We start from the raw sequence: 15,915 nt of genomic DNA, 5'->3' as shown, positions 1-15,915 counted from the left end.
AACAAGCAGTATGCGCATAATCGCATTTTTTCTTGCGATGCTTCTGATGCCGTGTGTCTCATTTGCCGGCCTGACCGGTTCAGCAGCGCCGGTGAACAAAGAGTATAAGCAGCAGTTAATGGGGTCGCCGGTTTACATCCAGATCTTTAAGGAAGAGCGCACCCTCGATCTTTACGTCAAAATGGGCGAGAAGTATCAGCTCCTTGATAGCTACAACATCTGCAAGTATTCCGGCGGACTGGGACCTAAGCAGCGTCAGGGCGACTTCAAGAGTCCTGAAGGGTTCTACACCGTACAACGTAGCCAGCTAAAACCCGACAGTCGCTTCTATAAAGCCATTAACATTGGTTTTCCGAACGCGTACGATCGCGCGCACGGTTATGAAGGCAAATACCTGATGATCCACGGAAACTGCGTGTCTATCGGCTGCTATGCCATGACCGATTCCGGCATTGATGAGATCTTCCAGTTTGTTACCGGAGCCCTGGTGTTTGGTCAGCCGGTGGTGCAGGTCAGCATCTACCCGTTCCGTATGACCGATGCCAATATGCAGCGGCATAAGTACTCCGCATATATCGATTTCTGGAAGCAATTGAAACCCGGCTACGATTACTTTGCGCTAACTCAGGAGCCGCCGATGGTCTCCGTCGTTGACGGACGCTACGTGGTCAGCAAGCCGCTGAGCCACGAGATTGTGCATCCGCAGCTGGCGTCAAACTATACGCTCCCCGAGGCAAAATAACGCCCACTCGCCTGGCATAATTTTTTGCCAGGTTTCATTACCCGTTAAGGGTTGAGTCGCGATCACGGAGACCACATCGTTCGGTGTGGTTTCCCGCTGAAAATCAATTTCCATATCCTGATCGATAAGCGTTGCCAGCCCAAACGGCGCACGACGAGTGATCCAGTACAAATTCGTCGAGCAGAACGCCATCACATAACGCCCGTCTGACAGTAGCATGTTAAACACGCCCTTCTGGCGCATTTCTCCGGCAAGGCTCGCAATATATTTAAATACCCCCAGCATGTTACCCGGCGTGCGCGGATAGCGCTGAGTCAGTTTATGCAGCAGCCAGCAAAATGCCTTCTCGCTGTCGGTCCCGCCCACCGGGCGAAACATCCCCGTTTCAAGCGATTTATACCCCGTCATCTGCCCGTTGTGCGCGTAGGTCCAGTTGCGTCCCCACAGCTCGCGGGTAAAGGGGTGCGTGTTTTCCAGCGCCACTTCACCCCGGTTGGCCTGCCGAATATGCGCCACCACGGAGCAGGACTTAATCGGATAGTCCTGCACCAGTCTGGCGATCGGTGAGTTAAAGCTCGGTTGCGGATCTTTGAATGTACGACAACCTTTGCCTTCGTAAAAGGTAATGCCCCAGCCGTCTTTATGCGGCCCGGTGCCTCCCCCGCGCTGTACAAGCCCGCTAAAACTAAAGCAGATATCAGTTGGCACATTCGCGCTCATCCCGAGCAATTCACACATAGCTCACCTCATACAACAGTGCGGGTCGCCCCGCAACATCAGGCTTTAACCATCTCTTTTTCGATCAGCTGGATCAGGATATGAATAACTTTGATATGGATTTCCTGAATGCGATCGGCATAACCAAAATGCGGCACGCGAATTTCAATATCCGCCGTTCCTGCCATCTTACCGCCATCTTTCCCGGTCAGGGTAATCACTTTCATTCCCTTCTCGCGAGCGGCTTCAATAGCCTTAATGATGTTCGCAGAGTTACCAGAAGTAGAAATCCCCAGCAGCACATCACCTTCACGTCCCACCGCCTCAACGTAGCGGGAGAAAATATAATCATAGCCAAAATCGTTGCTCACGCAGGAGATATGGCTAACGTCGGAAATGGCGATCGCCGGGTAGCCCGGACGGTTTTCACGGTAACGTCCCGTCAGCTCTTCCGCAAAGTGCATCGCATCGCAATGAGAACCGCCGTTGCCGCAGGAGAGCACTTTTCCGCCCGCCTTGAAGCTGTCGGCCAGCAGCACCGCCGCGCGCTGGACCGCGTGAATATTGGCTTCATCTTTCAGAAAGTTAGCCAGCGTTTCCGCCGCTTCGTTCAGTTCATTACGAATCAGATCCTGGTACATGAGGATATCCTTCAGATTTTATAAAAATGACACTATGCAGTGTACCCAATCGCACCAGAAGCGGGAAGCAGAAGCCGGGGCGATCCGCCGCTGTTTTGATTTTCCGTGCGCTGAAAAACGGCAACAATGTGAGCGAGGTTGTAATTATATTGTAAATACATTGATAAAAAAAATAACATCCACTACAACCATATCATCACAAGTGGTCAGACCTCCTACAAACCAGGGAGCTTTTCTTTATGATGATTTTGAGTATTGTTGCCACCGTTATTCTGCTCGGCGTGCTGTTTTATCACCGGGTCAGCTTAGTTTTGAGTAGTCTGATTTTAATTGCCTGGACGGCGGCGCTGGGCGCGGCGGGCATCTGGTCGCTGTGGATGCTGCTACCCGTTTTGCTTCTCCTGCTCCCGCTTAATCTTAAGCCCATGCGCAAATCGATGATTTCCGTTCCGGCATTCCGCAGCTTCCGTAAAGTGATGCCGCCAATGTCGCGGACAGAAAAAGAGGCGATTGACGCGGGCACAACCTGGTGGGAAGGCGATTTGTTCCGCGGTACGCCGGACTGGAAAAAGCTGCACAGCTACCCGCAGCCGCATCTGACCGCCGAGGAACAGGCTTTTATTGATGGTCCGACGGAAGAAGCCTGCCGTATGGCGAATGATTTCGAGATCACGCATGAACTGGCCGACCTGCCGCCGGAACTGTGGGCATTTCTGAAAGAACATCGCTTCTTTGCGATGATTATCAAGAAAGAGTACGGCGGCCTGGAATTCTCCGCTTATGCACAGTCTCGCGTACTGCAAAAACTCTCCGGCGTCTCCGGCATCCTGGCGATTACCGTCGGCGTTCCGAACTCTTTAGGGCCGGGCGAACTGTTGCAGCATTACGGTACTGAAGAGCAAAAAAATCATTACCTGCCGCGTCTGGCGCGCGGTCAGGAGATCCCCTGTTTTGCGCTGACCAGCCCGGAAGCTGGCTCCGATGCGGGCGCTATCCCCGATACCGGCGTCGTCTGTATGGGCGACTGGCAAGGCGAGCAGGTGCTGGGTATGCGCCTGACCTGGAACAAACGCTATATTACGCTGGCTCCAATCGCCACCGTACTGGGTCTGGCCTTTAAGTTAACCGATCCGGATAAACTGCTGGGCGGCGAAGAGAACCTCGGTATCACCTGCGCGCTGATCCCCACCACCACGCCGGGCGTTGAGATTGGTCGCCGTCACTTCCCGCTGAACGTGCCATTCCAGAACGGGCCAACCCGCGGTCAGGACGTGTTTGTCCCGATTGATTACATCATCGGCGGGCCGAAAATGGCCGGTCAGGGCTGGCGTATGCTGGTTGAGTGTCTTTCCGTCGGACGCGGTATTACTCTGCCTTCCAACTCCACGGGCGGCCTGAAGTCGGCGGCGATGGCGACCGGCGCGTATGCGCATATCCGTCGCCAGTTCAAAGTCTCCATCGGTAAAATGGAGGGTATCGAAGAGCCGCTGGCGCGTATTGCCGGTAACGCTTACGTGATGGATGCCGCAGCCTCATTGATTACCTACGGCATTATGCTGGGCGAAAAACCTGCCGTGCTGTCTGCCATCGTGAAGTATCACTGTACCCACCGTGGACAGCGCGCCATTATTGACGCGATGGATATCACCGGCGGTAAAGGCATTATGCTGGGCGAAGGTAACTTCCTGGCACGTGCCTATCAGGGCGCACCGATTGCGATTACCGTTGAAGGCGCGAATATTCTGACCCGTAGCATGATGATCTTCGGTCAGGGGGCGATCCGCTGCCATCCTTACGTGCTGGATGAGATGGCCGCCGCACAGAATAACGACGCCGACGCGTTTGATACCCTGCTGTTTAAACATATCGGCCATGTCGGTTCTAACGTCGTGCGGAGTTTCTGGCTGGGCCTGACGCGTGGGCTTACCAGCGCGTCGCCAGCGCAGGATGCGACTAAACGCTATTACCAGCATATTAACCGCCTGAGCGCCAACCTGGCCCTGCTTTCAGATGTATCAATGGCGGTACTGGGCGGTAGCCTGAAGCGTCGCGAGCGCATTTCCGCCCGCCTGGGCGACGTGCTGAGTCAGCTCTATCTCGCCTCGGCCGTACTGAAACGTTATGACGATGAAGGTCGCCACGAAGCGGATCTGCCGCTGGTTCACTGGGGCGTGCAGGATGCGCTCAACCAGGCTGAGATCGCCATCGGCGAACTGCTGCGCAACTTCCCGAACCGTGCGGTGGCCGGGCTGCTGGGCGCGACGATCTTCCCGACAGGCCGCCACTATGATGCGCCGTCCGATAAGCTTGATCATAAAGTTGCCCAGATCCTGCAAACGCCGTGCGCTACCCGTGCACGCATCGGCCGCGGTCAGTATCTGACACCGGACGAGCATAATCCGGTAGGGCTGCTGGAAGAGGCATTGCGTGATGTGATGGCGGCCGATCCCATTCACCAGCGCATCTGTAAAGAAATCGGTAAAAATCTGCCATTTACCCGTCTGGACGAACTGGCGAAGAACGCGCTGTCCAAAGGGCTTATCAATCAGGATGAGGCCGCGCTGCTCATCAAGGCGGAAGAGAGCCGCTTACGCAGCATCAACGTGGACGATTTTGAGCCTGATGCGCTGGCGACTAAACCGGTAAAAAAGCCGCCGGTAAAATTGCGCAAGCCTGAAGCGGCATAACGTTCACTCACTTATCAGCCCCGCTCAGGCGGGGTTTTTTATTTTTTATGCCATGCTAGAGTGACTGGATGCTGTAAAACGAGGAGTACGATCGTGCCTGGTCTGAAAATTACCCTGTTGCAACAACCGCTGGTCTGGATGGACGGTCCGGCTAACCTGCGCCATTTCGATCGCCAACTGGAAGGGATCGCCGGGCGCGATATCATCGTGCTGCCGGAGATGTTTACCACCGGTTTTGCGATGGAGGCCGCGCAGCAATCGCTGGCGCAGGATGATGTGCTGGCCTGGATGCATGCCAAAGCTCAGCAAACCAACGCGCTGATTGCCGGTAGCGCCGCATTGCAAAGCGAACGCGGCCCGGTGAACCGCTTCCTGCTGGTGGAGCCGGAAGGGAAAGTTCACTATTACGATAAGCGCCATTTGTTCCGCATGGCGGAGGAACATCGTCATTATGAAGCGGGCAGCGAGCGCGTTATTTTTGAGTGGCGCGGCTGGCGTATTTTACCGCTGGTCTGCTATGACCTGCGCTTCCCGCTGTGGTCTCGCAACCGTAATGATTACGATCTGGCACTGTATGTCGCTAACTGGCCCGCGCCGCGCTCCCTGCACTGGCAGGCGCTGCTGGTGGCGCGCGCCATTGAGAATCAGGCGTATGTGGCGGGCTGTAACCGCGTCGGCACCGATGGTAACGGCCACCACTATCGTGGGGATAGCCGGGTGATCACCCCGCAGGGTGAGATCCTCGCCACCGCCGAGCCGCATCAGGCGACGCGGATTGACGCCGAGCTGTCGCTGACGGCGCTGAAGGAGTATCGGGAGAAGTTTCCGGCCTGGCAGGATGCGGACCCGTTTAGCCTTGGGTGATAAAAATGCCGGGTGGCGGCTTCGCCTTACCCGGCCTACAGGTGCATAAAGACGCACTACTTCAGCACGTTAGAAAAACTTTGTAGGCCCGGTAAGCGCAGCGCCACCGGGCATTAGCGTCAGCTGACCAGCGCCTGACCATCCTTGCGGCTTTCGGTCGCCGCCACGTAGTGCCCTTCCGGCATCCGGTAAATTACCTGCGCACCGCCGAAATTATAATCCTGTAGCGGATCTTCCACGGTAATAAGGTGCCCACGCTCACGCAGCCCGGCAATGACGTTGCGGCTGAAGGTCGATTCGACAATCACCTCTCTCCCCTGCACCACACGCCAGCGCGGCGCGTCAATCGCCGCCTGTGGATTCTGCCCGTGCAGCATAATGCGCAGCGCCATTTGCATATGTCCCTGCGCCTGCATTGGTCCGCCCATCACGCCAAACGACATCAGTGGTTTACCGTCGCCGCCCATTGCAAAACCCGGAATGATGGTATGGAACGGTCGCTTGCTCCCCGCCAGCGCGTTCGGATGATTCGGGTCGAGCACAAAACCACAGCCGCGGTTTTGCAGGCTGATTCCTGTATCCGGCACCACGACGCCGGAGCCAAAGCCCATAAAGTTTGACTGAATAAACGACACCATCATGCCGCTGGCATCGGCGGTAGAGACGTACACCGTCCCACTTTGCGTCGGTGAGCCGTAGGTGAAATCAGAGGCACGATCCGGGTCGATCAGTGCGGCGCGGGATTTCAGGTAGGCGTCGCTGAGCAGCTCTTTGGCGGCAAACTCCATATGCGCTTCATCCGCCACGTAGCGATCGAGATCCGCCAGCGCCAGCTTCATCGCCTCAATGGAAAGATGCAGCGACTGCACCGAGTCCGGATCGTAACGGCCAATATCGCACTGCTCCAGGATCCCGAGCGCGATCAGCGTGGCAATCCCCTGCCCGTTCGGCGGCAGTTCCTGCACCGATCCACCGGCAAAATCGCGCGACAAGAGTTCGACCCAGTCGACGCGATGATTCGCCAGATCTTGTGCCGTCAGGTGCGCGCCATGCTCATGCGCAAAAGCAGCAATTTTCTGCGCCAGTTCGCCACGATAAAATGCTTCACCTTTGGTTTGCGCAATCAGTTCCAGCGTTTTCGCTTGCGCCGGGTTACGGAAAATTTCACCGATGCGCGGTGCACGCCCTTCCGGGGCAAAACAGGCGCTGAAGCCCGGCTGATCTTTCAGTTTGTTATAGCCGCGCTGCCACAGATGACCGATCAGCGGCGATACCGGAAAGCCGTTACGGGCATAGTCAATCGCAGGCTGCGCCAGGGTAGTCAGCGGCAGCGTGCCAAAACGCTCCGCCAGCGCTACCCAGCCGGAGACCGCGCCAGGTACGGTTACCGCGTCCCAGCCGATTTCCGGCACCGCCGTTTTACCGGCAAACAGGTCGGCGTGCCAGCTGGCCGGTGAGCGCCCGGAGGCATTCAGGCCGTGCAGCTTTTCCCCGTCCCAGATAATGGCGAACGCATCGCTGCCGATACCGCAGCCCGTCGGCTCTACCACGGTGAGCGCCATTGCCGTGGCGATAGCGGCGTCTACCGCATTGCCGCCCAGTTGCAGCATTCGCATCCCGGCCTGTGCCGCCAGCGGCTGAGACGTCGCCACGGCATTATGACCGAGCATCGGCGGGCGTCGTGAAGCGTAACCGGTAGAAAAATCAAGCACTTTGGTCATCATGACTCCTTAGTCGTGGCGCGGATCGAGCGCGTCGCGCAGCCCGTCGCCGAGTAGATTAAAGCCCTGCACCGCCAGGAAAATGGCGACGCCGGGGAAAACGGACATCCACGGTGCCTGTTCGAGAAACCCTTTCGCCGTGTTGAGCATGGAGCCCCATGAAGGGTTAGGCGGCTGCTGGCCCAGCCCTAAAAATGAGAGACTGGCTTCAGCAATAATGGCCGAGGCAATCGCCAGCGTGGCCTGCACGAGGATCGGCGACATCACATTCGGCAGCACGTATTTCACGATGATCCAGCGGTCCGGCAGGCCGATGGCCCGCGCGCCGTCGATATACTCTTCGTTACGGATCGCGATCACCTGCCCGCGCGTCAGACGGGCGAAGATCGGCATGGCGGAGAGTCCGATAGCGATCATCGCGTTGCTCAGGCTCGGCCCGAGAAACGCGCCCAGGGCGATAGCCATGATCAAAAAGGGACAGGCCAGCAGCGCCTCAATGAAACGCGAGAGCACCCCGTCCCAGATCCCCTGGAAATAGCCCGCCACCAGCCCGAGAGGCACGCCGATGACGACCGCGATGATCACCGACACGCAGCCCGCCATTAGCGAGGTACGCGCGCCCCAGATAATGCGCGAGAGAATGTCGCGCCCCAGTTCATCCGTGCCGAACCAGTAAAGCTCTGACGGCAGTTTACGCACCGTCAGGAAGTTGGCTTTGACCGGATCGAATGGGGCGATCCACGGTGCCAGCAGCGCAATCAGCACGAAGATGCCGACCACGACCGCACCGATCATCGCGCTTTTATTGGCGAGGAATTTTTTCAGCACCCGGTTCTGCGCGCGCGGTGTTGTCAGCGCCACGTTTTGCGTTGTGAGTTCCGCCATAATTAGCCTCGCATTTTCGGGTTGATAAGGACGTAAAGCACATCCGCCAGCAGGTTGAGCAACAGGAAGCCAATGGCCACAATCAGCACTACGCCCTGCACCACCGCATAATCACGGTTAAAAACGGAATCGACGATCATCTTGCCGAAGCCCGGAATGGTGAAAACCTGTTCGGTTAACACCGCGCCGCCCAACAACTCACCAAACAGCAGCGTGGTCAGGGTGATTACCGGCACCAGCGCGTTGCGAAAGGCGTGCTTTAAAATCACCGCTTTTGGCAGTAGTCCTTTCGCCCGCGCGGTGCGGATGTAATCCGCTTTCAGCACCGCAATCATTGAGGCGCGGGTATGACGCATCAGGGTTGCCGCCAGCCCGGTTCCCAACACCGACGCCGGAAGCAGCAGCGTGCGCAGGTTTTGCAGCGGATCTTCGCTAAACGGCACATAGCCTGACGCGGGTAACCACTGCAAATTCACGGAAAACACCAGGATCAGCAGGATCCCTAACCAGAAGTGCGGTATTGAGATCCCCGAGATCGCCACAAAGTTAGCCCCGTGATCGACCCAGCTATTTTTGTTGACCGCTGCGAGGATCCCCATGCTGATACCGAACACCAGCGCGATGATCATCGCCAGCAGCGACAGCTCCACCGTCACCGGCAGCTTGCTGGCAATAAGCTGCGTCACCGGCTCGTGGGTGCGCAATGACGAACCGAGGTCGCCCTGTAGCGCGCGGGTCAGCCAGTTGTAGTACTGCACCGGTATCGGCGCGTCCAGATTCAGCTCCGCACGAAGCTGGGCAATGACCGCCGGGTCACGCTCCTCACCCGCCATGGCGATCAGCGGATCGCCGGGCAGCAGTTTTTGCAGGCCAAAGACCATCATGCTCACCAGCAATAAGGTAGGGATCGCCAGCAACAGCCGTTTGCAAATCAGTTCCAGCATGATTTCTCCTCGCGCCGGTTATTGCGCCAGCGTCAGACCCGCTACGCGCACAATGCCGTCCGGGTAAGGTTTAAAGCCCTGCACTTTTTTATTCAGACCAAAAATGCGCGGTTCAAAGTAGAGATAAGCAATCGGCATATCGGTTTGCAGTTGTTTCACTACCTTGTCATACAGCGGCTGGCGCACGGCCGGATCGTTGCTCAGGCGCGCCTGAGCCAGCCATTCGTCAACCTGTGCATTACTGTATCGGCCATCGTTGAGGGTGCCTTTGCTGTTGATAAAGCTGTAGATGCTGCCGTCCGGATCCGGGCGACCAGACCAGCCGGAGAAACTCAGTTGATAATCGCCGCTCTGCTGACGGTCGAGCAGCGTGGCAAACTCGGTCATTTGCAGATTAAGGGTAAAGCCAGCTTCGCCGACCATCGCCTGCAATACCTGGCCGACCTGCTGTGACGTCGGGTTGTTCGGCACCAGCAGGTTAACCTTCAGCGGCGTGGTCACGCCTGCCGCTTTCAGCAGAGCCTGCGCTTTTTCCACATTACGTTGTGGCACCGGCACTTTTACGTGATAAGGGCTTACCGGCGAGAACGCCTGGTTTGATGGCGTGTATAACCCTTCAAACACCACCTGATTCAGTGCGTCACGGTCGATTGCCAGCGAAAAGGCTTCGCGCACGCGGGCATCTTTGAACGGATCGTTAGCCGGAACCTTGCCGTTATTGATATTGAAGGTAATGCCCTGATAGCCGAGGCCGGTGACTTTGGCGAGCGCCAGTTTACTGTCCGCCTCAACGGTTTTCACATCGCTGGCGGCGATGCCTTCGGTGAGGTCCAGGTCGCCCGCGCGCAGGTTAGCCAGCCGCACCGAGGCATCCGGGATCGGCAGATAGATAATTTTGTCGAAGTGATACGCGCTTTTGTTCCAGTAATTGTCGAAACGGCTCAGTACGATGCGATCCTGCGACACGCGGCTGTCAAATTTGTACGGACCGGAGCAGACCGGATGCGCGGCAAAGTCAGGTTTTTTGGCAGCTTCCGGAGCCAGCATCGCCCCGGCGCGATCGGTCAACTGCATCAGCAGCGCGGCGTCCGGCGTTTTCAGATGCAGGACGATTTGCATCGGGCTGGTCACTTCTACCGATTCGATAGAGGAGATTTCGCTTTTGCGCAGCGAACCTTTCAGCGTCAATGCCCGGTCGAGGTTGTATTTGGCCGCCGCCGCGTCAAATTTCTCGCCGTCGTGGAACGTCACCCCTTCGCGCAGGTTCATGGTCAGGGTTTTGCCGTCATCGCTCCACGCCCAGTCTTTCGCCAGGCCCGGCACCACTTTCAGATTTTCATCCACATCCACCAGCCGATCACACAGCGAGGCGAAGACAAATCGGCCATAGTAGGTCCGCGCCAGATGTGGATCGAGCATATCCGGATCTGCACCCAGACCAATTCGCAGCACGTTTTCCGAATGCGCAGGTAGCGCCGCGCCAAGCAACATAACACTTCCCAGTACGGTCAAAAGAGAGTTACGCATTGTCATTATCATGAGTTCCTTGGTGGAAGAGAGGAGTGGGTTGCCGCCTGTTCGAACAGCGCGCGGCGACGTAAAAAGGCGGCAGAGGGCGGCGCAATCTGGATCACGCTGCGATCGCGGTTAAGTTCCTGCCAGCGGTGGCAGGCAATTTGCCGTCCACCATTCAGAACCTGATTAATGGGTTCAATCTGGCGGCACTGATCGGTCACGTAGGGACAGCGTGTATGAAAGCGGCAGCCGCTGGGTGGACTGGCCGGATTCGGTAAATCACCCTGTAACAGCGGCGCATCGCGCTGCATGCCCGGCTGCATTTGCGGCGCGGAGGCAATCAGCGCCTGGGTATAAGGGTGCAGCGGCGCGTCAAAAATTTCATCGACAGTGGCGAGCTCCACGATTTGCCCGAGATACATCACCGCCACGCGATCGCTCATATGGCGGATCACCGCCAGACCGTGAGCAACAATAATCATTGTCAGACCAAGCTGATGTTTCAGGCTTTCCAGCAGATTGACCACCTGCGCCTGAACCGAGACGTCCAGCGCCGAGACCGGCTCGTCACCCAGTAGCAGTTTTGGCCCGGACGCCAGGGCGCGGGCAATGCCGATACGCTGTCGCTGCCCGCCGGAGAATTCATGCGGAAAGCGGTCAGCCCATGCGGCGGGCAACCCGACGGTTTTCAAGAGTTCGGCCACCTGATAGCGACGGTCGGACTTGTTCATGTTCTGATGCAGCCACAGCGGCTCGCCGACGATTTGCTCCACCGTCATGCGCGGATTCAGCGAGGCGAAGGGATCCTGAAAAATGATTTGCAGCTCACGCCGCAGCTGATTCAGGCGTGCGCCGGTGGCGCTGGTGATCTCTTCCCCCTGATAAAAGACTCGTCCTTCGCTGGCTGCCAGAAGACGAAGCAACAGGCGACCGAGTGTCGATTTACCCGAACCGGACTCGCCGACAATGGCCAGGGTTTCTCCCGGCATCACGGCGAGCGAAACGCGGTCGACCGCCGTAACATAACGCGCCGGGGTAAACAGTTTTTTCGGCCCCGGAAAGCGTTTGCTCAGGTCGCGGGCTTCAAGGATCGGTATAGTCATGCGATTTCTCCCAGCGCGATATGCTGTTCCAGCGGCGCACGGAAACAGGCGACCTGATGGTTTACACCCATCGTCTGTAAGGAAGGTTTATGCTCATGGCAGCGGGTTTGCGCAAAAGGACAGCGGGTGGCAAAACGACAGCCCTGCGGCATCGCTTCGGGTAGCGGTACGGAACCGGGTATGGTTGAAAGCTGCCCTTTGCGTGCGCCAAGAGACGGGATCGAGCCCATCAGACCGATGGTATAAGGATGCTGCGGATCGGCAAAAATGGCCTCGACGCTCCCCTGCTCCACCACCTGCCCGGCGTACATCACCGCTACCTGCTGTGCCACTTCGGCGACCACGCCTAAATCATGGGTGATCATCAGAACTGCCGTGCCGGTCTCTTCCTTAAGGGCATTTAACAGGGCGAGGATCTGGGCCTGAATCGTCACGTCCAGCGCGGTCGTGGGTTCATCGGCGATTAACAGACGAGGGTGATTAATCAGCGCCATGGCGATCATCACACGCTGGCGCATCCCGCCCGAGAGCTGGTGTGGATACGCTTTAAGGCGCATTTCTGCCGCCGGGATCTGTACTTTTTCCAGGATTTGCAGGGCGATGGCCATTGCTTCAGTACGGCCAACATTCTGATGACGCATCACCGCTTCGCTCAGCTGATCGCCAAGCGTAAAGGCGGGGTTCAGCGAGGTCATCGGCTCCTGAAAAATCATTGCCAGTTCGCGCCCACGGAGATCGGCATATTCCCGGGGGGAGAGTTTACGCAGGTCGTGACGGCGGAACTGCATGTCGCCGCTGACAATCTGTGCGCTAGCAGGCAGCAGCCCCATCAGCGCCAGCGAGGTAATACTTTTTCCGCAGCCGGACTCGCCCACCAGCGCCAGCGTTTCTCCCGCCTCGACAGTCAGGGAAATGCCATCCAGCACGCTGACCGGCGAACCGGCAAATTTGACGTTAAGGTTTTGCAGGCGTAGTACGGGTTTGGACTCCTTAAAGGGGATCGTCGTCATAGCGTGATATCGTCCTCAAGGTGAATGGCCTGGATCAGGGCATTTTGCAGGGAGAGCAGATGTTCGCGCATCGCGGCCGCCGCCTCGTTGGGCTGACGTTGAACGATCGCATTGATAATGGCGTGATGATGGGAGTTATAGTGATCGACACGTTCGGGCGTACGCGCCAGTTCACGCAGATGCTGCCAGGCAGGTTCACGACGCACAGCATCGATGGCGTCAAAAAGCCCCAGCAGCAGGCGATTTCCGGCGGCCTCGGCAATAGCCCGGTGAAAAGCACTGTCCCACAATTCGTTAAGATCGCGGTCGTCCGGGCTGACCTTATTAATACGTTCCAGCATGCGCTGCATCAGCGCGAGGTTTTCCCTGGTGGCGCGTAACGCCGCAAGACGGGCTAAGCCGGGTTCGAGTTGCAGGCGAGCTTCCATGATTTCCAGCAGGTTAGTTTGCTGCACCAGCCCCTGAAGGGCCAGCGGCTCTACCGGAGCAGCAGGACCAATAAATGTCCCCTTCCCCTGCTTGCGCCAGATGCGGCCCTCTTCTTCCAGCACGTCCAGCGCACGGCGAACTTCGCGTCGCCCCACGCCGAGTATTTCCGCCATCTCACGCTCGGTGGGAAGCGGAACGCCTGGTGTTGACTCATGCTGGTTGATCAGCCCACGCAGTTGTTCAAGCGCGGTGCTGGAATTTGCCAGAAACCGTGACGGTTTTTCCATATTGGTTCGCCTGCTCTCATCATTGCTTTATTTTTATTAACAATAAGTTATTAGTATGGATGTTTACTTATCGCTCTAATGAATAAGCAATTTACGAACCAATAACGTATTGGTTCGGGAGTTTTTTGGATTTTTTGGGTAAAGGGTTGATAATGGGAGGGTTATTTTTTACAGGGAGGTTATAGGGCGGGGTAAGCGGGAGTAAAACGGGTGGAGGATTGCACGTTATTGGTGCGCATAACGCACTAAATGTGTGCGAATGTTAATTAAATGCACATTTTTGGTTTATGTTTTGTTAATTGCGATCGAAGGCGTGGAGGGTATAAACGACGAAAGCCTGCATCATTTCTGATTCAGGCTTTCTGAATAGGCCGTTATCCCAATAGTTTCCTCAACGACTGACACTTTGATTTATCCGGCATCTCCACAGAAGTTACTGACATGCCAGGTCCATATACTGACTGCCTTGTCCGCTGTGGAACATTATATTTTCCGGCCTGCCGCGGCTTTTCCATGCCATCTGTAAAGCCCTGTACACCCGCGTGGTGTCCCGCGGCCGCCTGGCCGCCTCACCTGCGCTGTTAAAGAACATCAGCGGACGGCCTGTCGGCTCACTCACCGCATGGACCGTTCGCGTCATCCAGCGCACAGGCTCCGTCGGGCGTACCTGCCGCTCCCGGCTCATCTGCTGGCTCAGCAGCTTAAAACCGCTGAACACCAGGTGCCGCACGCTGGTCAGGACATCATCGCCTGTACCGTATTTTCCCGCCCACTGGCCGCTCAGGTAGCCGCAACTGTCATAGCTGTAATACTACATTCTCTGTAGCATTACATGAAAAGGTCATAGTACCTTTATCTAAAAAATATCTTCTATTAATTGAATACATTATTTATAATTTTTTAGAGTAATGAACACCCAAATACTACTTTCATCCAAACCAAAAATCTATGTTTAATTTTTTAATTCTTTCCTTATAAATATCTTGAGCTATGAATTTCTTATTCAAATCTAAATTCAAAACAGATGCAATGAATTTGTCTGGCGGTCTATATTCATGAGATTGTATATAGTGCAGCATTAGAGAAGGAAAAGCATAGTACTCGCCTTCGCAGATTGATGGTATCCAAATTTCACTCATACCAAGATATTCCACATTCTCTCCATTTGTGATTTTTATCATTTCATCCTCACAAAAAACACACTTATAGAACCCTCTTATTCTATTAACTATATAACTAGTGGATTTGTTATCCCTTAGAACTATTCCCATCAATTTATTAACAACACAAAAATCAACCTGCCCCTTAACAAAAGGAAATTCACAATCCAGCCATCCAATGTTCTTAACCTCCGGTAAAGAAACACATTCAGGGAGAAAATACGTATATTCAGAATTATCTTCAAAATACATAAAGCCTCTCTATTTTAGAAACTCAGTGCAAGCAGCCCAGATAACATTACCTTGATTAGACGTAACTAGTTGAGATAAATACGTTGTCGAATCTACTGTAGTTGAGTTACTCAATATATTAAGTTTGACCGACGGTTTTAATATATAGTCAGGAATCTGAGACCCAGGAAAATGTGTAACCCATCCTTCAAGATCATCAGCTACTCGTGGATTATCTTTTGCAACCTTCATAATATCCTCAATATTACCAGATTCCAATAATCTTCCCGTTACATCAGATATCTTGATACCATCTCTCGGTATAGTTATAGAAGTTCCCTCTGGGACTATCATTTTATCGCCAAACCTTGCCCCCATGCCCGGCTAACACCGTTCCTCGCCCTCCAGAACTCACACTGGCAGCATATCCATGACCAGCGTTACTCCCTCGGGTTAATATCGAGCTTTTACTTAACCCCAGCGGATCAACCCACCCACACGGATTTGCTACATACCGGTAAGTCTGCTCCCCTCCCTGCAACCCCAGCGGGTCACTCACCAGGTACATCCCGCTTTCCGGCTCGTAGTACCTGAACCGGTTGTAGCACAGCCCTGATTCCGCATCCCGCCACTGCCCCGCATACAGAAGGCCGGGGTCCGCTTCCTCATCCTCCCGCCGGCGCGGAAGGTCGGGGTCTGCTGTTAAGGCTGCCGCTGTCCGCCCCCACAGCGTGATGTCCAGTGGACGTCTGACTGCCTCACCTGCACTGTTAAAGAACATCAGCGGACGGCCTGTCTGTTCACTCACCCCATGAACCGCCCGCGTCATCCAGCGCACCGGCTCCGTCGGGTGTAACTGCCGCTCCCGGCTCACCTGCTGGCTCGGTAGTCCCGCCTCAGGGCCGTATTTTAAGATTGATTTCTATCCGGACTTTGAACGACATTATATCATACTGAATTTTATGTGATTTTCATGCGA

General features: G+C 55.7%; 14 protein-coding genes and 3 pseudogenes. 3 read left to right on the top strand and 14 right to left on the bottom strand.

Translation table 11 applies throughout. The annotated features are described in order from the left end of the window. Positions 1 to 10 precede the first annotated feature (10 nt). Positions 11 to 742, top strand: a complete 732-nt coding sequence (gene dpaA / locus INT84_RS00225; protein ID WP_194205161.1) for a peptidoglycan meso-diaminopimelic acid protein amidase — start codon at positions 11 to 13, stop codon at positions 740 to 742. Here dpaA and INT84_RS00220 read toward each other — a convergent pair. Both INT84_RS00220 and lpcA read right to left on the bottom strand, forming a co-directional pair. Then, entirely contained in the window at positions 713 to 1,480 is a 768-nt protein-coding gene (locus tag INT84_RS00220; protein WP_194205160.1) for a class II glutamine amidotransferase, read from the bottom strand. The two genes, dpaA and INT84_RS00220, sit on opposite strands and share 30 nt — an antisense overlap. A 38-nt stretch (positions 1,481 to 1,518) precedes the next feature. Then, positions 1,519 to 2,100, bottom strand: coding sequence for a D-sedoheptulose 7-phosphate isomerase (gene lpcA / locus INT84_RS00215; protein ID WP_176916876.1), 582 nt, complete (start codon positions 2,098 to 2,100; stop codon positions 1,519 to 1,521). A 239-nt stretch (positions 2,101 to 2,339) separates the two neighbouring features. On the opposite strand from lpcA, the gene fadE reads away from it, so the two are divergent. Together fadE and INT84_RS00205 are read left to right on the top strand one after the other, a co-directional pair. Then, positions 2,340 to 4,787 (top strand): acyl-CoA dehydrogenase FadE, encoded by a 2,448-nt coding sequence (gene fadE / locus INT84_RS00210; protein WP_194205159.1) that lies wholly within the window; start codon positions 2,340 to 2,342, stop codon positions 4,785 to 4,787. A gap of 93 nt (positions 4,788 to 4,880) precedes the next feature. Next, complete coding sequence (locus INT84_RS00205) at positions 4,881 to 5,651, top strand: amidohydrolase (protein WP_194205158.1); 771 nt, start codon at positions 4,881 to 4,883, stop codon at positions 5,649 to 5,651. 119 nt (positions 5,652 to 5,770) lie between these two features. On the opposite strand, the gene INT84_RS00200 is transcribed toward INT84_RS00205, so the two are convergent. The 12 genes and pseudogenes from INT84_RS00200 to INT84_RS00160 form a co-directional block, all read right to left on the bottom strand. Continuing rightward, positions 5,771 to 7,372 carry a gamma-glutamyltransferase family protein gene (locus INT84_RS00200; RefSeq protein ID WP_194206075.1) on the bottom strand — a complete coding sequence of 534 codons (1,602 nt, stop codon included), beginning with the start codon at positions 7,370 to 7,372 and terminating at the stop codon, positions 5,771 to 5,773. 9 nt (positions 7,373 to 7,381) lie between these two features. Then, positions 7,382 to 8,257, bottom strand: a complete 876-nt coding sequence (locus INT84_RS00195; protein WP_194205157.1) for an ABC transporter permease — start codon at positions 8,255 to 8,257, stop codon at positions 7,382 to 7,384. A gap of 2 nt (positions 8,258 to 8,259) precedes the next feature. Next, the gene (locus tag INT84_RS00190) at positions 8,260 to 9,201 is read right to left on the bottom strand and encodes an ABC transporter permease (protein ID WP_176916880.1); all 942 of its coding nucleotides are present in this window, start codon (positions 9,199 to 9,201) and stop codon (positions 8,260 to 8,262) included. An 18-nt stretch (positions 9,202 to 9,219) separates the two neighbouring features. Next, positions 9,220 to 10,734, bottom strand: a complete 1,515-nt coding sequence (locus tag INT84_RS00185; protein ID WP_194205156.1) for an ABC transporter substrate-binding protein — start codon at positions 10,732 to 10,734, stop codon at positions 9,220 to 9,222. Between the two features lie 2 nt (positions 10,735 to 10,736). Next, the gene (locus tag INT84_RS00180; protein WP_194205155.1) at positions 10,737 to 11,819 is read right to left on the bottom strand and encodes an ABC transporter ATP-binding protein; all 1,083 of its coding nucleotides are present in this window, start codon (positions 11,817 to 11,819) and stop codon (positions 10,737 to 10,739) included. Continuing rightward, a complete protein-coding gene (locus INT84_RS00175) occupies positions 11,816 to 12,829 on the bottom strand; it encodes an ABC transporter ATP-binding protein (protein ID WP_194205154.1) in 1,014 nt (337 codons plus the stop codon). The genes INT84_RS00180 and INT84_RS00175 overlap by 4 nt, the downstream gene beginning before the upstream one ends. Further along, entirely contained in the window at positions 12,826 to 13,545 is a 720-nt protein-coding gene (locus INT84_RS00170; RefSeq protein ID WP_176916884.1) for a FadR/GntR family transcriptional regulator, read from the bottom strand. The genes INT84_RS00175 and INT84_RS00170 overlap by 4 nt, the downstream gene beginning before the upstream one ends. Positions 13,546 to 13,939: 394 nt before the next feature. Then, positions 13,940 to 14,074, bottom strand: a pseudogene (locus tag INT84_RS24125) (IS3 family transposase); the annotation flags it as partial. Between the two features lie 12 nt (positions 14,075 to 14,086). Next, positions 14,087 to 14,293 (bottom strand): annotated as a pseudogene (locus INT84_RS24390) (hypothetical protein); the annotation flags it as partial. Between the two features lie 181 nt (positions 14,294 to 14,474). Further along, on the bottom strand, positions 14,475 to 14,957 hold the full coding sequence (locus INT84_RS00165) for a hypothetical protein (RefSeq protein ID WP_194205153.1): 483 nt from the start codon (positions 14,955 to 14,957) through the stop codon (positions 14,475 to 14,477). Positions 14,958 to 14,966: 9 nt separating this feature from the next. Further along, positions 14,967 to 15,290, bottom strand: a complete 324-nt coding sequence (locus tag INT84_RS24385; RefSeq protein WP_370529634.1) for a putative adhesin — start codon at positions 15,288 to 15,290, stop codon at positions 14,967 to 14,969. 106 nt (positions 15,291 to 15,396) lie between these two features. Continuing rightward, a pseudogene (locus tag INT84_RS00160) lies at positions 15,397 to 15,825 on the bottom strand (RHS repeat-associated core domain-containing protein); the annotation flags it as partial. Positions 15,826 to 15,915: the final 90 nt, after the last annotated feature.

The organism is Superficieibacter sp. 1612_C1, from assembly GCF_015234305.1.
Lineage (GTDB): Bacteria > Pseudomonadota > Gammaproteobacteria > Enterobacterales > Enterobacteriaceae > Superficieibacter.
Note: the sequence above shows the minus strand (reverse complement) of the source record. Positions and strands in the feature narration are given on the sequence as shown.